The organism is Curtobacterium sp. LFS084, assembly GCF_047977705.1.
Classification (GTDB): Bacteria; Actinomycetota; Actinomycetes; order Actinomycetales; family Microbacteriaceae; genus Curtobacterium.
Genome location: NZ_JBFPFM010000003.1, coordinates 64,924 through 81,197 on the forward strand (window position 1 = coordinate 64,924; position 16,274 = coordinate 81,197).

Annotated in this window: 15 protein-coding genes; 12 read left to right on the forward strand and 3 right to left on the reverse strand. The window is 71.0% G+C overall.

The window, feature by feature from the left end; all coding sequences use genetic code 11:
- Positions 1-549: 549 nt before the first annotated feature.
- From ACNQOV_RS03100 to rbfA, 5 genes are all read left to right on the forward strand, one after another.
- Complete coding sequence (locus ACNQOV_RS03100) at positions 550-2,301, forward strand: proline--tRNA ligase (protein WP_416393346.1); 1,752 nt, start codon at positions 550-552, stop codon at positions 2,299-2,301.
- A 218-nt stretch (positions 2,302-2,519) separates the two neighbouring features.
- A complete protein-coding gene (gene nusA / locus ACNQOV_RS03105) occupies positions 2,520-3,515 on the forward strand; it encodes a transcription termination factor NusA (RefSeq protein ID WP_022905479.1) in 996 nt (331 codons plus the stop codon).
- A 66-nt stretch (positions 3,516-3,581) separates the two neighbouring features.
- Positions 3,582-3,899, forward strand: a complete 318-nt coding sequence (locus tag ACNQOV_RS03110) for a YlxR family protein (protein WP_083857828.1) — start codon at positions 3,582-3,584, stop codon at positions 3,897-3,899.
- A 75-nt stretch (positions 3,900-3,974) separates the two neighbouring features.
- Positions 3,975-6,827 carry a translation initiation factor IF-2 gene (gene infB, locus ACNQOV_RS03115; protein ID WP_416393348.1) on the forward strand — a complete coding sequence of 951 codons (2,853 nt, stop codon included), beginning with the start codon at positions 3,975-3,977 and terminating at the stop codon, positions 6,825-6,827.
- A gap of 89 nt (positions 6,828-6,916) precedes the next feature.
- The gene (rbfA, locus tag ACNQOV_RS03120; protein ID WP_416393350.1) at positions 6,917-7,390 is read left to right on the forward strand and encodes a 30S ribosome-binding factor RbfA; all 474 of its coding nucleotides are present in this window, start codon (positions 6,917-6,919) and stop codon (positions 7,388-7,390) included.
- A 9-nt stretch (positions 7,391-7,399) separates the two neighbouring features.
- Here the strand turns inward: rbfA and ACNQOV_RS03125 are convergent, their stop codons facing one another.
- Positions 7,400-8,167 (reverse strand): A/G-specific adenine glycosylase, encoded by a 768-nt coding sequence (locus tag ACNQOV_RS03125; protein WP_416393351.1) that lies wholly within the window; start codon positions 8,165-8,167, stop codon positions 7,400-7,402.
- Between the two features lie 196 nt (positions 8,168-8,363).
- On the opposite strand from ACNQOV_RS03125, the gene ACNQOV_RS03130 reads away from it, so the two are divergent.
- From ACNQOV_RS03130 to ACNQOV_RS03150, 5 genes are all read left to right on the forward strand, one after another.
- Positions 8,364-8,810 carry a hypothetical protein gene (locus ACNQOV_RS03130; protein WP_022905482.1) on the forward strand — a complete coding sequence of 149 codons (447 nt, stop codon included), beginning with the start codon at positions 8,364-8,366 and terminating at the stop codon, positions 8,808-8,810.
- Positions 8,811-8,838: 28 nt separating this feature from the next.
- Entirely contained in the window at positions 8,839-9,780 is a 942-nt protein-coding gene (truB, locus tag ACNQOV_RS03135; RefSeq protein WP_402263254.1) for a tRNA pseudouridine(55) synthase TruB, read from the forward strand.
- Positions 9,777-10,142, forward strand: coding sequence for a hypothetical protein (locus ACNQOV_RS03140; RefSeq protein ID WP_402263251.1), 366 nt, complete (start codon positions 9,777-9,779; stop codon positions 10,140-10,142). Before truB ends, ACNQOV_RS03140 begins: the two co-directional genes overlap by 4 nt.
- Positions 10,143-10,224: 82 nt before the next feature.
- Entirely contained in the window at positions 10,225-10,668 is a 444-nt protein-coding gene (locus tag ACNQOV_RS03145) for a hypothetical protein (protein WP_416393352.1), read from the forward strand.
- Between the two features lie 8 nt (positions 10,669-10,676).
- Positions 10,677-11,639 (forward strand): bifunctional riboflavin kinase/FAD synthetase, encoded by a 963-nt coding sequence (locus ACNQOV_RS03150; protein ID WP_416393353.1) that lies wholly within the window; start codon positions 10,677-10,679, stop codon positions 11,637-11,639.
- A gap of 78 nt (positions 11,640-11,717) precedes the next feature.
- Here ACNQOV_RS03150 and ACNQOV_RS03155 read toward each other — a convergent pair whose 3' ends face one another.
- Together ACNQOV_RS03155 and ACNQOV_RS03160 are read right to left on the reverse strand one after the other, a co-directional pair.
- A complete protein-coding gene (locus ACNQOV_RS03155; protein WP_416393354.1) occupies positions 11,718-12,950 on the reverse strand; it encodes a DUF349 domain-containing protein in 1,233 nt (410 codons plus the stop codon).
- A gap of 113 nt (positions 12,951-13,063) precedes the next feature.
- A complete protein-coding gene (locus tag ACNQOV_RS03160) occupies positions 13,064-13,879 on the reverse strand; it encodes a peptidylprolyl isomerase (RefSeq protein ID WP_416393355.1) in 816 nt (271 codons plus the stop codon).
- A gap of 128 nt (positions 13,880-14,007) precedes the next feature.
- Between ACNQOV_RS03160 and ACNQOV_RS03165 the strand changes: the two genes are divergently transcribed.
- Positions 14,008-15,384: a replication-associated recombination protein A gene (locus ACNQOV_RS03165; RefSeq protein ID WP_031261054.1), complete on the forward strand. Its 1,377-nt coding sequence runs from the start codon at positions 14,008-14,010 to the stop codon at positions 15,382-15,384.
- Between the two features lie 241 nt (positions 15,385-15,625).
- Positions 15,626-16,255, forward strand: coding sequence for a 30S ribosomal protein S4 (gene rpsD, locus ACNQOV_RS03170; RefSeq protein WP_022905490.1), 630 nt, complete (start codon positions 15,626-15,628; stop codon positions 16,253-16,255).
- Positions 16,256-16,274 lie beyond the last annotated feature (19 nt).

Sequence of the window (16,274 nt, forward strand, 5' to 3'; positions counted from 1 at the left end):
CCGTGCTGGGTTCCCCGTCCCGTGCGGGGTTGCTTGCTGGGTGCGGGTCTGTAGGCGCGCACGGAGCGGCTGGCGCTGCACCGGTTGGCGAACCTCGCACGGTGCGCGGTCGCGTCGGACTGGAGGCGCGGTGCGGCTATCGCGCGCTGCCCCGGTCCGCACCGTGCTGCGTTCGCGGCCGCGTGCGGGGTTGCTTGCTGGGTGCGGGTCTGTAGGAGCGCGCGGAGCGGCTGGCGCTGCACCGGTTGGCGAACCTCGCACGGTGCGCGGTCGCGTCGGCCTGGAGGCGCGGTGCGGCCACCGCGCGCTGACCCGGTCCGCACCGTGCTGCGTTCGCCGCGCGCAGCCGCGGCCCGCACCGTGCTCGGTTCGCCATCCCGTGCGAGCTTGCTTGCTGGATGCGGGTCTGTAGGTGGGCACGGGGCGGCTGGCGCCGCACCGGTCGGCGAACCTCGCACCGTGCGCGGTCGCGTCGGACTGGAGGCCCGGCGCGGAAGCCGCCCGCGACCCCGAGCGCCGCCCGCCCCGCACCGCCGCTAGGCTTGCCCCGTGGTCACACGGCTTTCGCATCTGTTCCTCCGTACGCTCCGCGACGACCCCTCCGACGCCGAGGTGACGAGCGCCAAGCTCCTCGTCCGCGCCGGCTACGTCCGTCGCCAGTCCCCGGGGATCTTCGCGTGGCTGCCGCTCGGGCTGAAGGTCCGCGCCCGCATCGAGGCGATCATCCGTGAGGAGATGGTGGCCGCCGGCGCGCAGGAGGTCCTGCTCCCCGCGCTGCTGCCCCGCGAACCGTACGAGGCGACGAACCGCTGGACCGAGTACGGCGACGGCATGTTCCGCCTGCAGGACCGCAAGGGCGCCGACTACCTGCTCGCGCCCACGCACGAGGAGATGTTCGCGCTCCTGGTGAAGGACCTGTACGGCTCGTACAAGGACCTGCCGGTCACGCTGTTCCAGATCCAGGACAAGTACCGCGACGAGGCACGCCCCCGCGCCGGCCTCCTGCGCGGCCGCGAGTTCACCATGAAGGACGCGTACTCGTTCGACCTCACCGACGAGGGCCTCGAGCGCAGCTACCAAGTCATGCGCGACGCCTACGAGAAGATCTTCGCGCGCCTCGGCCTCGAGTACGTCATCGTCAAGGCGGACGCCGGCGCGATGGGCGGCTCGAAGTCCGAGGAGTTCCTGCACCCGATCGGCGTGGGCGAGGACACCTTCGTCCGCAGCGCCGGCGGCTACGCGGCCAACGTCGAGGCCTACGTCACACCCGTCCCGGACGGGCTGCCGATCGAGGGCCAGCCGGAAGCGGTGCTCCTCCCCGCGTCGGACACCCCCACGATCGACACGCTCGTGGCACACGCGAACGAGGTCGCCCCGCGCGACGGCGCCCCCTGGACGGCCGCCGACACGCTGAAGAACGTCGTGCTCGCGCTGACGCACCTCGACGGCACCCGCGAGGTCGTGGTCGTCGGCCTCCCCGGCGACCGCGACGTCGACCTGAAGCGCGCCGAGGTGGCGTTCGCCCCGGCCGAGGTCGAGCCCGCGGGCGACGACGACTTCCGCAAGCACCGGGGCCTGGTCAAGGGCTACATCGGCCCGCAGGTCCTCGGCGCCGACAGCGCGACCGGCATCCGCTACTTCGTCGACCCCCGCGTGGTCGACGGCACCGCGTGGGTCACGGGCGCGAACGAGCGCGGCGTGCACGTGTCCGGCCTCGTCGCCGGTCGTGACTTCGTCGCCGACGGCGTGGCCGAGGTCTCCGACGTCCGCGCCGGCGACCCCGCGCCGGACGGCTCCGGCCCGCTCGAGACCGCTCGTGGCATGGAGATCGGCCACGTCTTCCAGCTGGGGCGGAAGTACGCCGAGGCGCTGGGCCTCAAGGTGCAGGACGAGAACGGCAAGCTCGCCACGGTCACGATGGGCTCGTACGGCATCGGCGTGACGCGCATCCTCGCGATCCTGGCCGAGGCGCACAACGACGAGAAGGGCCTCGCCTGGCCGAAGAACGTCGCACCGTTCGACGTGCACGTCGTCGCGACCGGCAAGGACGAGGTCGCCTACGACCTGGCGACATCGATCGTCGCCGACCTCGAGGGCGAGCGCTTCGAGGTCCTCTACGACGACCGCCCGAAGGTCTCGCCGGGCGTGAAGCTCCGCGACGCCGAGCTCCTCGGCATGCCGATCGTCGTCGTCGCGGGCCGCGGCGCGGCCGACGGCGTCGTCGAGCTGTGGAACCGTGCGAGCGGCGAACGCCGCGACGTGCCCGTGGCCGAGCTGCTCGAGGCGGTCCGCGCGATCTAGACGCGACCGACCAGCGGACGGGAGGCGCGGTGCCAGCTGGTACCGCGCCTCCCGTCTCGGCCGTCACCCGGCTGGCGCGGTGCGCGGGCACCGGCGGGCGGGGCCCACCTCTCGTCCGTCGTCCGGCCGGGTCCGCCACCCGCAGTGCGGTAGTCTGGTCGCCGACTTCCGCGCCGTTCCATCCGCGGAAGCGACTCATCTGAATACGGAGGCCCTCGGTGAAGATCGATCTCGCAGTCCTGCGACTCATGGAGCGTGAGCGGGAGATCCCGTTCGACGAACTCGTCCAGATCATCGAACAGGCCATCCTGACCGCGTACCAGAAGCACCGCGCGGAGAACGAGGAACCCGTCGACGCGCAGACCCGCGTCGAGCTCGACCGCAAGTCGGGCGAGGTGTCCGTCTTCGTGCCCGAGCGCGACGACGAGGGCGCCGTCATCGGCGAGGCCGTCGACCAGCCGAGCGACTTCGGTCGCATCGCCGCCTTCGCCGCGAAGCAGGTCATCAACCAGCGCCTGCGCGACATCGGCGACGACAAGATCCTCGGCGAGTTCCGCGGCAAGGAGGGCGACATCGTCGCGGGCGTGGTCCAGCAGGGCCCGAACCCGAAGATGGTGCACGTCGACCTCGGCACGGTCGAGGCGATCCTCCCGCCCGAGGAGCAGGTGCCCGGCGAGGAGTACAAGCACGGTTCGCGCATCCGCGTGTACGTGACGAGCGTCGGTCGTGGTGCCAAGGGCCCGCAGATCACCGTGTCGCGCACCCACCCGGGCCTGGTCCGCAAGCTCTTCGCGCTCGAGGTGCCGGAGATCGCGTCCGGTGTCGTGGAGATCACCTCCCTCGCCCGCGAGGCCGGACACCGCACGAAGATCGCGGTCAAGGCCAACGAGCCCGGCGTGAACGCCAAGGGTGCGTGCATCGGCGAGCTCGGTGCCCGCGTCCGCGCCGTGACGACCGAGCTCGGCGCCGAGAAGATCGACATCGTCGACTACTCGTCCGACCTGGCCTCGTTCGTGGCGAGCGCGCTGTCGCCGGCCAAGGTGACGAGCGCCTTCGTGCTCGACGCCTCGACGAAGGCCGTCCGCGCACTCGTGCCGGACTACCAGCTGTCGCTCGCGATCGGCAAGGAAGGGCAGAACGCCCGCCTCGCCGCGAAGCTCACCGGTGCCCGGATCGACATCCAGCCGGACTCGATCCTGGACGGCGAGGACTGACGGTTTCGCTCGTGGCACGTCCGATCCGGGCGCGCCGGATCGCGGTCGTCGGAGGGGAGGAGTAAGGTGGTTCCCGTCAGAACATGCATCGGCAGTCGCCGTCGTGCTCCCCGGTCCTCCCTCCTCCGTGTCGTCGCCCTGAGCGACGGTCGTGTCGTGGCGGACCCGAAGGCAGTCATGCCGGGGCGGGGAGCGTGGCTCACACCGACCGTCGAAGCACATGATCAGGCCGTCAAGCGCCGGGCTTTCCGCCGGGCGCTCCGGCTCGATCATGAACCGGACACGTCCGCGGTCCGTGACTACCTCGAAGCGCTCCGGCGCCCCGAACCTCAGGCACGCGACCAGGACATGACAGAACAGGCTGAACGGCTTATGGACAACTGATGAGCGGCTCGAAATGAGACCCGTCATCCATTGAGTCCTGCCCCTTGCACGGGGTGGGACCCGTGAAGGAGAACAGTGGCAAAACCACGCGTACACGAGATCGCATCCGAACTCGGTGTCGACAGCAAGACCGCAATGGAGAAGCTCAAGGAACTCGGCGAGTTCGTCAAGGGCCCGAGCTCCAGTGTCGAACCCCCCGTCGCACGCAAGCTCCGCGCTGCGTTGCAGGCTGACGGCGCCTCGGCGTCGAAGCCCGCTGCGGCACAGACCCCGAGCGCGCCGGCCAAGACCGCGGCGCCGAAGTCGGGCGCACCGAAGCCCGGCGGCCCCCGCCCCGGTCCGGTCCGTCCGGCCCCCACCCCCGAGCCCGAGCCCGAGGTGCAGGCGCCCGCCGCCGACGTCCCGACCCCGGCCGCCCCGAAGTCCGTCGCTCAGCGACAGGCCGAGGCCGAGGCTGCTCGCAAGGCCGCCGCTGCCGAGAAGGCCGCTGCCGAGAAGTCCGGCGACGCCGGTCCCGACGCAGCAGCCGAGCCGAAGGGCGACGCCGTCAAGCCCGGCGGCGCACCGAAGCCCGGTGCCGCAGCTGGCCCGAAGCCGGGTGGCCCGAAGCCGGGCGCACGCCCCGGCAACAACCCCTACGCGTCGAGCCAGGGCATGGGCTCGCGCCCGCCGCGTCCGGGCAACAACCCGTACTCGTCCAACCAGGGCATGGGCCAGCGCCCCGCCGGCGGCGCCGGTGGCGGCAACGGCATCCCGCGTCCCGCCCCGCCGCGTCCGGGCGTTCCCCGTCCGGGTGCGCCGCGTCCCGGTGGTCCCGGTCAGGGCAACCGTCCGAACGGCTTCGGGCAGCGCCCGGGCCAGGGTGGCGGCGGTCGTGGCGGCCCCGGTGGTCGTCCGGGCGGTGCCGGTGGTGCCGGTGGCGGCTTCCCGCGTCCGGCCTTCAGCGGCCCGCGTCCCGCCGGTGGCGGTGGCCGCGGTCGTGGCCCCGGTGGCGGTACCGCTGGTGCGTTCGGTCGCGGTGGCGGCAAGAGCCGTGCCCGCAAGTCGAAGCGGACGAAGCGCGCCGAGTACGAGATGCGGCAGGCGCCGTCGCTCGGCGGTGTGCAGGTCCCTCGAGGCGACGGCAACACGGTCGTCCGTCTGCGTCGCGGTGCGAGCATCTCGGACTTCGCGGACAAGATCGACGCGAGCCCCGGCAACCTGGTGACGGTGCTGTTCCACCTCGGTGAGATGGCGACCGCGACCGAGTCGCTGGACGAGGCCACGTTCGAGGTCCTCGGCGAGGAGCTGGGCTACAAGATCCAGATCGTCTCGCCCGAGGACGAGGACAAGGAGCTCCTCGAGGGCTTCGACATCGACCTCGAGGCCGAGCTGGACGACGAGGACGACTCGGTGCTGCAGCAGCGGCCCCCGGTGGTCACCGTCATGGGTCACGTCGACCACGGCAAGACCCGCCTGCTCGACGCCATCCGCAACTCGAAGGTCGTCGAGGGCGAGGCCGGTGGCATCACCCAGCACATCGGTGCGTACCAGATCGTCACCGAGCACGAGGGCATCGAGCGCCCGATCACCTTCATCGACACCCCGGGTCACGAGGCCTTCACGGCCATGCGTGCCCGTGGTGCCCAGGTGACGGACATCGCGATCCTCGTGGTCGCGGCGGACGACGGCATCATGCCCCAGACGATCGAGGCACTGAACCACGCGCAGTCGGCCGGTGTGCCGATCGTGGTCGCGGTGAACAAGATCGACAAGGAAGGCGCGAACCCGGCCAAGGTCCGCCAGCAGCTCACCGAGTACAACCTGGTGGCCGAGGAGTACGGCGGCGACGTCATGTTCGTCGACGTGTCGGCTCGTCAGAACATCGGTATCCAGGACCTCCTGGACGCGGTGCTGCTCACGGCCGACGCCGGTCTCGACCTGCGTGCGAACCCCGACAAGGACGCCCGCGGTGTGGCGATCGAAGCACGCCTCGACAAGGGCCGTGGTTCGGTTGCGACCGTGCTCATCCAGTCCGGCACGCTGCACGTCGGCGACGCCATCGTCGCGGGCACGGCCTACGGTCGCGTCCGTGCGATGACCGACGAGAACGGCGTGGCGGTCAAGGCCGCGACGCCGAGCCGCCCGGTCCAGGTGCAGGGTCTGTCCTCGGTGCCCCGCGCTGGCGACACGTTCCTCGTCACCGAAGAGGACCGCACGGCACGTCAGATCGCCGAGAAGCGTGAAGCCGCCGAGCGCAACGCCCAGCTGGCCAAGGCCCGCAAGCGCATCTCGCTCGAGGACTTCACCCGTGCACTCGAAGAGGGCAAGGTCGACTCGCTCAACCTCATCATCAAGGGTGACGTCTCCGGTGCCGTCGAGGCACTCGAGCAGTCGCTCCTGGACATCGAGGTCGACGACAGCGTCCAGCTCCGGATCCTGCACCGCGGCGTCGGTGCGATCACGGAGTCGGACATCGACCTGGCCACGATCGACAACGCGATCGTCGTCGGCTTCAACGTCCGCCCGGACGTCAAGGCCCGCGAGCGTGCGGCGCGCGAAGGCATCGACGTGCGCTTCTACTCGGTCATCTACAACGCACTCGAGGACATCGAGCAGTCCCTCAAGGGCATGCTCAAGCCCGAGTACGAAGAGGTCCAGTCGGGTGTCGCCGAGATCCGCGAGGTGTTCCGTTCCTCGAAGTTCGGCAACATCGCGGGTGTCATCGTCCGCTCCGGCACGATCACGCGCAACGCCAAGGCGCGCGTCATCCGAGAAGGCGTGGTGCTCGCCGATGGTCTGGCCATCGAGTCGCTGCGTCGCTTCAAGGACGACGTCACCGAGGTCCGCACGGACTTCGAAGCCGGTATCGGTCTGGGCAAGTTCAACGACATCCAGATCGGCGACGAGATCGAGACCACCGAGCTCGTCGAGAAGCCGCGCGACTGATCGTGTGACTACCCTGGGCCCCGGCTTCCTTCACGGGAGGCCGGGGCCCAGCCCCGTTCCAGAGCAAGACATCTCCACAGGAGGCACCCATGGCCGATCCGCAGCGCGCACGCAAGATGGCGGACCGCATCAAGGAAGTCGTCGCACGCCGACTCGACAAGGGGCTGCGCGACCCGCGGCTCGGGTTCGTGACGATCACCGACGTCCGTGTGACCGGTGACCTGCAGCACGCGTCGATCTTCTACACCGTGTACGGCACCGACGAGGAACGCGCCGACTCCGCGGCGGCGCTCAAGGCCGCGACGGGCCTGCTCCGGTCCGAGGTCGGCAAGAACATCACCGCACGGCTCACCCCGTCGCTCGAGTTCATCGCCGACGCGCTGCCGGAGACCTCGGCGCACATGGAGGACCTGCTCGTGCAGGCCCAGGTGCGTGACGAGCAGGTCCGTGCGGCGGCGGCCGGTGCGAGCTACGCCGGCGACGCCGACCCGTACAAGCACGACGAGGACGAGGACGAGGACGAGGACGAGGACGCGGACGACGCCGACGAGGCGCGTGCCTGACCCGTCTGGTCAGCCCTCCGGGAGCCGGTAGCCGCTCGCGTCGTCCCCGACGGCCAGTCCGTCGCGCAGGAGCGACGCGAGCGCCCGGTCCCGCTGTTCGGCGTCCGGCCACACCGGTTCGATCTCGTCGCGGGTGACCGGGACGTCGCTGGCGCGCAGCTCCGCCATGATGAGCCCGCGCACCTGGCGGTCGCTGCCGGCGAACTTCGCCTGTCGCGGGGCGCGTGGACCGTCGTGCTCGGGGTACCCGGCGGCGCGCCAGGCGCAACGGTCCGCGATCGGACAGGCGTCGCAGGCGGGGGAGCGGGCGACGCAGACGAGCGCGCCGATCTCCATCACCGCGGCGTTCGTCGCCGCCGCGTCGTCGCGGTCCCGCGGCAGCACCGACTCCATGAGCGGCAGGTCGCGCTTCGCCTTCGCCGGGCCGGGCTCGCCCTGCCCGAGCAGCGCGCGGGCGAGCACACGACGGACGTTGACGTCGACGACCGGGTGCCGGTCGCCGTAGGCGAAGACCGCGACCGCCCGCGCCGTGTAGTCGCCGATGCCGGGCAGCGCGAGCAGCGCGTCGACGTCCCGTGGCACGACGTTGCCGTGCTGCTCGGCGATCGCCGTCGCGGCCGCGTGCAGGGCGAGTGCCCGTCTCGGGTAGCCGAGCCGGTCCCAGGCCCGCACCGCGTCCGCCGGGGGCGAGGCCGCGAGGTCCGCAGGCGTCGGCCACCTCGTGAGCCATGCCTCCAGTCGGGGGATCACGCGCGCGACCTGGGTCTGCTGCAGCATGATCTCGCTGACCAGCGTGCCCCACGCGGGGAAACCCGGTCGTCGCCAAGGCAGGTCCCGTGCCTCGGCACGGAACCACGCGATGAGCGGTGTCGCGATGTCCGCTTGTCGGTTTGCGTCCTGTGGACGGGTCCGGTTGTCCACATCCGGACGGGAGGCACGACTTGCGTTCACCACGACAGCCTACGGTGGGTGCATGGCACGTTGGGCACCCCAGGAGATCGACACCATGGCCGCGATCGCGGCCGAGGTGATCGCGCAGGTCGGCACGAACCGGACCGTCGTCGGCATCGACGGGCAGGCCGGCACCGACCTCGAGCGCGTCGCGGCCGGCCTCGTCGGCGGCTTCGAGCAGCACGGTGTGTCCGCGATGGCGGCGGCGGCACCCTCCGGCGACGTGGACACCCTGCGAGCGGACCTGGTCGCGCCGTTCCGCTCCACCGGCGAGGGCCCCGGCGTGCTCGTCGTGCACGGGCACGGGGTCCTCGCGCACCACACGCGAACGCTCTGGCGCTGGTCGCTGTGGGTGGAGCAGGAGTCCGGGCGCCTCGAGCGTCGTGCGGACGTCAAGATCGCGGCCTCCGCGGTGCTGGACGTCACGGACCCGGACCACCCGCGTCGTGAGTGGAACGACGCCTGCTGACCGGCCGGAGCGCTGGTAATCTCCTCTGGTGCTCGAATCCGCGCCCGACGGCATCCTCCTCGTCGACAAGCCGCAGGGGATCTCCAGTCACCGGGTGGTCTCGATCGCCCGACGTCGGCTCGGATTGAAGAAGGTCGGCCACGCCGGCACGCTCGACCCGATGGCGACCGGTCTGCTGCTCCTCGGGATCGGTCCGTCGACCCGGCTCCTGACGCACCTCGTCGGCCTCGGCAAGACGTACACGGCGACGATCCGCCTCGGCGTGTCCACCGACTCCGACGACGCTGACGGTGCGCCCACCGCCGCGGTCGGCACGGCGTCCGCCGACGTCTCCGAGGAAGCGGTCGAGCGGGCCGTGGCCGCCCAGCGCGGCGTGATCTCGCAGGTGCCCTCGACCGTCAGCGCCATCAAGGTCGACGGTCGCCGCGCCTACGACCTCGCACGCAAGGGCGAAGCGGTCGTCCTGCAGTCCCGCACGGTCACGGTGTCGCGCTTCGACGTCACCGGCCGGGGCGACCGTGTGGTGACCGTCGACGGCACCGACACCGCCGTGGTCGACCTCGACGTGGTCGTCACCTGCTCGTCCGGGACGTACGTCCGCGCCCTGGCCCGGGACGTCGGCGCCGCGCTCGGGACCGGTGCGCACCTGACCGCGCTCCGCCGGACCGAGGTCGGCCCCTTCAGCGTCGACGACGCGATCGACCTCGAGGACGAGTCCGTCGACGTCCGCGCCGCACTCGCCCGACCGGTCGACGTCGCCCGCGCGCTCTTCCCGTCCGTGCCGCTCGACCCGGCCGACGCCAAGGACCTCGCCGACGGCAAGCGCGTCGCCGCCGACCACCCGGACACCGACGGCCCGGTCGCCGCCGTCGCGACCGAGGGGGACCGGCTCGTCGGCCTCGTCTCGGTGCGTCGCGGTCTCCTCCGCGTCATCACGAACTTCCCGACGGCGCCGGGGGTGGGCGCGTGATCGAGTGGTTCATGTGGGTCCAGCTCGTCGTCGCCGTGCTCGCCGGGCTCTTCGCCGTGGTCGTCGGCTTCGTCGGCTGGAAGCCGAACGACTACACGGTCGGGTCCCTCGCACTCATCGAGCTGCTGCTCGTCGCGCAGGGCGTGATCTCGCTCGTCCTGCCGCTCACGGGCAGCCCGCCGGTCGGCAACGCACTCGAGTTCGGCGTGTACGCGGTGTCGGTGCTCCTCGTCCCGCCGGCGGCCATCGTCTGGGCCCTCGTCGACCGGACGAAGTGGAGCACCGTCGTCCTCGGCGCCGGTGCGTTCACGGTCGCGGTGATGGTCTACCGGATGTACCAGATCTGGTTCGCCCTGAACTGACCCGCCCGCAGCCGCACCCCGGCTGCTGCGTGTTCGTCGTGGTGCGTCATGGTGGTCGTCCGCCGTCGGTAGAATCGGTGCAATGGCGACCAGATCCTCCCTCGCGACCGGCATCGGCCGCGTCCTCATCGCCGTCTACGGCATCCTCGCGCTGGCGGCGACGGGTCGCAGCGTCGTGCAGATCATCGAGAAGTTCTCGTTCGCACCGTTCGCGTACACGCTCAGCGCCGTCGCCGCGGTCGTGTACATCGTCGCGATGATCGCGCTCATCGTGCCGGGTCGGTTCTGGTACCGCGTCGCCTGCGTGACCATCGTCTTCGAGATGACCGGTGTGCTCGTGATCGGGACGCTGTCGCTCATCGACCGGCAGCTGTTCCCGGACGACACCATCTGGTCGTACTACGGCCTGGGCTACGCTTTCGCGCCGCTCGTGCTGCCGGCGGCCGGACTCTGGTGGCTCCGCAAGCACCACCGCACCGCCACCGCGACCGAGACGACCCCGTCCGCCGTTCCGGCCGGCGAGTAGGGACCGACGTGCAGTACTACGACGACACCGCCGACGTGGCGCAGGCCTTCGGCCCGAGCGCCGTCACCATCGGCAAGTTCGACGGCGTCCACGTCGGGCACCGCGCGGTCATCGCGCACCTCGAGCGTGCCGCGCGCGAGCACGCCCTCGTCTCCACGGTCGTCACGTTCGACCGGCACCCGCTCAACGTCATCGACCCGGACAAGGTGCCGCCCGCGCTGACGAGCCCCGCCCAGCGCCGGGAACTGCTCGACGAGGTCGGGGTCGACGCCACCCTGCTGCTCCGGTTCGACCAGGACCTGCAGTCGAAGGCACCAGAGGTCTTCGTGTCCGAGATCCTCGTCGACACCCTGCACGCGAAGCTCGTGTTCGTCGGCAGCGACTTCCGCTTCGGTGCGAAGGGCGCCGGCGACGTCGCGCTCCTGCGCACGTTGGGCCAGCGGTACGGCTTCACCGTCGAGCTCATCGACGACGTCGACCTGGTGGACGACGTCCGTCCGGACGGTGAGCGTCGGGTCTCCTCGACGTGGATCCGCGAGCTCCTCGGCGACGGCCGCGTGGCCGAGGCCGCGCGGCTGCTCGGCCGTGAGCACGCCGTGCGGAGCGTCGTCGTGCACGGGAACGAGCGCGGCCGGGCGATGGGCTACCCGACGGCGAACCTCGACCCGGCGTCCGAGGGCTTCATCCCCGCCGACGGCGTCTACGCGGCACGGGTGCTGCACGACGGCACCGTGTACCCGGCTGCCGTGTCCGTCGGCAACAACCCGACGTTCGAGGGGGTCCCGGCGAAGCAGATCGAGGCGCACCTGCTCGACGTCGACATCGACCTCTACGGCGACACGATCTCGGTGCTGTTCGTCTCGTACGTGCGGGGCATGGTGAAGTTCGACTCGATGGACGAGCTCGCCGAGCAGATGCGGCAGGACGACCGTGACATCCGGACGCTGCTGGGCCTGCCCGCGGTCGTCTGACCCCTCTGGTACGACGAAGCCCCCGTGACCGATCGGTCACGGGGGCTTCGTCGTACGGGATCCGTCGGACGGGACGGATCAGCCGCCGAGGGCGTCGAGCCAGATCTTGCGGGCGTCGAGGGCTTCCTGGGCGTCCTTGATCTTGCGGGCGTCACCGGAGGCCTGCGCCTCGGCGAGCTCGGACTCGAGCTTGCCGATGGCGTCCTCGAGCTGGCTCGCGAGACCGGTCTGTCGGGCCTTGCGCTCCGGGTCGGAGGCCTTCCAGTGCTCGTCTTCGAGGCTGCGGACGTGGTCCTCGACGGCGCGCAGGCGGTCCTCGATGCGCCGGACGTCCGCGCGGGGGACCTTGCCGATCTCGTCCCAGCGGCGCTGGATGCCCGTCAGGGTCTTGCGTGCGGCAGCTCGGTCGGTGACCTTCAGGAGCGGCTCGGCTTCGGTCAGCAGCGCCTGCTTCGCTTCGAGGTTCGCCGAGTACTCGACGTTCTCGGCAGCGGCTTCGGCGTGGCGCTGCTCGAACAGCACGTCACCCGCGGCCTTGAAACGAGCCCAGAGCGCATCGTCGTGCCGCTTGCCGGCCCGCCCCGCGCCCTTCCAGTCGTCGAGCAGTTCGCGGTACGCGGGGATCGCGTCGGACCCGCGGGGTGCGAGCGCCTCGGCCTGCTGCACGAGCTCCTGCTTGCGGTTGCGCGCGTCGCGGTGCTGCGCGTCGAGCTCGGAGTAGAAGGCACGACGGTGCTGGTCGACGGTCGAGCGGGCCGCGCGGAAGCGCTTCCAGAGCTCGTTCGCCTCGTTCTTGGGGATGCGCGGGCCGTCGTGCTGGTGCTGCTGCCACCGCGCGAAGACGTCGTCGAGCTGTGCGGTGATCTGCTTCCACTGCGCGCGTGCCGGGTCGACCGCGGCGAGGGCCTCGGCTTCCTCGACCAGGGCGGTGCGGTGCGCCAGGGCGTCCGCCAGTGCCTGCTGGGCCTGTTCCGCCTGCTCCTTCGTCAGGGAGCCGAGCTGCTCGGTCAGGGCGCCGACGCGGGTCTCGAGTGACTTGAGGTCGCCGACGACGCGGGCCTCGGCCACGAGGGCCTGCAGGTGCTCGACCGTGCGGGCGACGTCGTTCGCCGAGGCACCACGCTGGACGCGCTGCTCGGCGATCTTCACCTGCCCCTCGAGGTCGGCGTACTTCCGCGCGAAGTAGGCGAGGGCTTCGTCCGGTGTCGCGTCCGGGTACTCACCGACGGCTTTCTCGGTGTCCTCGTACCGGACGTACACCGTCCCGTTCTCGTCGACCCGCCCCCAGGTCGTTGCTTCGTCAGGTCCCACAGGTCTCGCCTCGATCGTGGTCGTGCATCACCGACGTCGCCGTCGGCACGGTCAGGTCGTCAGCCTATTGCACGGAGCGCATCTGCGACCCGTCCGGTCGGCGCGCCTGTGGACTACTTCTCCCGCGCGATCGTCGCGCCGGTGATCTTGGTCGCCACCTTCGGCTCGCCGGTGCCGTCGCTGCCGGCCGACGAGATGCCCTTCGACGTGATCTTCGACTCGAGTTCGTCGAGGCCGCTGGTGACCTTCCCGACGACGGTGTAGCCGCCGGTGGAGCCGTCCAGCGTGGTGTCGCCGTAGACGATGAAGAACTGCGTGGTCTGCGAGTACGGCGACGAGCCGCGGGCGATGGCGATGGTGCCCTTGGCGTACTTGCCGTCACTCGGGACGTTCTCGAGCGGGCCGTACTGGAAGCCGGCGTCGCCGGTGCCGTCGCCGTTCGCAGAGCCGCACTGCAGGAACGCGAACCCCGTGCTGTCGGCGAGTCGGTGGCAGGTGGTGCCGTTGTAGAACTGCTCCTGGATGAGTGTGATCTCGACGCTCGCGGCCTGGGGTGCCTTCTCGCCGTCCAGCTCGATGCCGAGCTTCACGTCCTTGTTGAGGGTGAGCGAACCGGTCCAGGTGGAGTCCTTCGCGATGGACTTGCTCGGGACGTCGCCGGTGTTCCCCGCGGTGGCACTCGCGGACGGGGTCGGCGTCGCGGTCGCGGAGGCACTCGCGCTCGCGTCCGCCCCGCCGCCCTGCGACCCGGCGAACGCGAGCTGCGAGCCGGTCGCGAGCGCGGCGACGAGCACGAGCACGCCGGCACCGACGACGTTGTCCCGCAGCCGACGGCGCCGCTGCCGTTCGTGCAGGCCCTGCCGTGCCGTGTAGAGGCGGAGGCGCTCACGCGCCTCCCGGTTGTCACGCGCCTGGTTCTTCGGTGCCACGGTGCTGGTCGTACCTCTCGTCGAGTGTGCGACGAGCGTACTGGAAACGGCTCTGTCGGAGGCCTGGAGGCACGCCCCTGTCGGTGGGTCGGCCTACGATTGGTCACATGGCAGCGGACCGTTCGGGCATGCGTGCGCCCACCACCGGCGGTCGCGCCGGGTTGGCGCAGGGGTCCGTCCCGCTCGCGGTCCGGATGCGGCCGACCAGCCTCGACGAGGTCGCCGGCCAGCAGCACCTGCTCGGCCGCGGCAGCCCCCTCGTGCAGCTCGCGACCGGCACGCGTGAGAACCCCGGCGGTGTCTCGGTGATCCTGTGGGGGCCGCCCGGCACCGGCAAGACCACCCTGGCGCAGGCCATCGCCCGGCAGTCCGGTCGCGAGTTCGTCGAGCTCTCCGCCGTCACCGCGGGCGTCAAGGACGTGCGCGAGGTCATGGAGAAGGCGCTCACCCACCGCGACCTCTACGGCTCCACCACCGTCCTGTTCCTCGACGAGATCCACCGGTTCAGCAAGGCGCAGCAGGATGCCCTCCTGCCCGGCGTCGAGAACGGCTGGGTCATCCTCATCGCGGCGACGACCGAGAACCCGTCGTTCTCGGTCATCTCGCCGCTGCTGTCCCGGTCGCTGCTGCTGACGCTCAAGCCCCTCACCGACGAGGACCTCGGCATGCTCGTCGACCGTGCCGTCGAGGACCCGCGGGGCCTCGGCGGATCGGTCGTCCTCGGTGACGAAGCCCGCAGCGCCATCGTCCGGCTCTCCTCCGGCGACGCCCGTCGCGCCCTGACCGCGCTCGAGGCCGCGGCGTCCTCCGCCGTGGCGGCGCAGGCCGACGACGACGCGGACGGCACGCTCGACGGCGTCGACACCGTGCCGGTCGTCGACGCCGACACCGTCGCGGCAGCGGTCGACCGGGCACTGCTCCGCTACGACCGCCAGGGCGACGAGCACTACGACGTGATCAGCGCCTTCATCAAGAGCGTCCGGGGGAGCGACGTCGACGCCGCACTCCACTACCTGGCACGCATGATCGAGGCGGGGGAGGACCCTCGGTTCATCGCCAGGCGGATCATCATCTCGGCATCCGAGGACATCGGCATGGCCGACCCCCAGGCGCTGCCGATCGCGGTCGCCGCCGCACAGGCCGTCCAGCTGATCGGCATGCCCGAGGGCCGGATCCCGCTGGCCGAGGCGGTCGTCTACCTGGCGACCGCGCCGAAGTCGAACGCCGCCTACAACGGCGTGAACGCCGCGATCGCCGACGTCAAGGCCGGTCGGCTCGGGGTCGTGCCGATGCACCTCCGCGACGCCCACTACCCGGGGGCGAAGCGGCTCGGTCACGGCAAGGGCTACGTCTACTCGCACGACGCCGAGCACGGTGTCGCCGAGCAGCAGTACCTGCCCGACGCGCTCGAGGGCACCGAGTACTACACGCCGACGGCGAACGGCTTCGAGCGCGAGGTCGGGCCGCGACTCGAGCGACTCCGGAAGATCACCCGCGGCGAGTAGTGACCGCGCCGAGATCCTGCTAGCATTGCCGGGCCTACGTCCTGGTCCTCGAGCACGGCTGCGTCGAGGACAGAGTGCCACTCCGGTGGTACGGGGGCAGAGGTTCGGACTGTAGCCGTCCGATCCCACAGGCTCATCCCTCTGGATCCCGTCGTCGGGGCTCGTTCCGTCCGTGTGTCTCGTTTCCCACGGTCGAGCGGTTCCCCTCGAGTCATTCAGTTCAGACAGAGAAAAGGACCCTGTGTCTACCAAGTCACGTACCCGCAGCAAGACCCGCCTCTCGCGCGCGCTCGGCATCCCGCTGACGCCGAAGGCGGCCCGTTACCTCGAGAAGCGCCCCTACGGCCCCGGTGAGCACGGCCGCACCCGCCGTCGTGCGGACAGCGACTACGCCGTCCGTCTCCGTGAGAAGCAGCGTCTGCGCGCCCAGTACGGCATCCGCGAGAAGCAGCTCCGCATCGTCTTCGAAGAGGCCCGCAAGACGAAGGGCCTGACCGGTGAGAACCTGGTCGAGCTCCTCGAGCAGCGCCTCGACGCCCTCGTGCTGCGTGCCGGCTTCGCCCGCACCACCGCGCAGGCCCGTCAGCTGATCGTGCACCGTCACATCCTCGTCGACGGCAAGCTCGTCGACCGTCCGTCCTTCCGCGTGAAGGAGGGGCAGCTCATCCACGTGAAGCAGCGCTCCGAGTCCCTCGAGCCGTTCCAGGTCGCCGCCGCCGGTGGGCACCAGGAAGTCCTGCCAAAGGTCCCGGGCTACCTCGAGGTCGAGATCGACAAGCTCCAGGCCCGCCTGGCTCGTCGTCCGAAGCGCGCCGAGGTCCCCGTGACCTGTGAAGTGCAGCTCGTCGTCGAGTACTACGCAGCTCGCTGATCCACTGATCACACCCGAA

What these genes read in the sequence shown, in the direction of transcription:
- ACNQOV_RS03145 (WP_416393352.1), top strand. Translation starts at nt 10,225, where the DNA reads ATGGCGACCAGATCCTCCCTCGCGACCGGCATCGGCCGCGTCCTCATC.
- rbfA (WP_416393350.1), top strand. Translation starts at nt 6,917, where the DNA reads ATGGCCGATCCGCAGCGCGCACGCAAGATGGCGGACCGCATCAAGGAA.
- ACNQOV_RS03130 (WP_022905482.1), top strand. Translation starts at nt 8,364, where the DNA reads ATGGCACGTTGGGCACCCCAGGAGATCGACACCATGGCCGCGATCGCG.
- ACNQOV_RS03125 (WP_416393351.1), bottom strand. Translation starts at nt 8,167, where the DNA reads ATGCTGCAGCAGACCCAGGTCGCGCGCGTGATCCCCCGACTGGAGGCA.
- ACNQOV_RS03165 (WP_031261054.1), top strand. Translation starts at nt 14,008, where the DNA reads ATGCGTGCGCCCACCACCGGCGGTCGCGCCGGGTTGGCGCAGGGGTCC.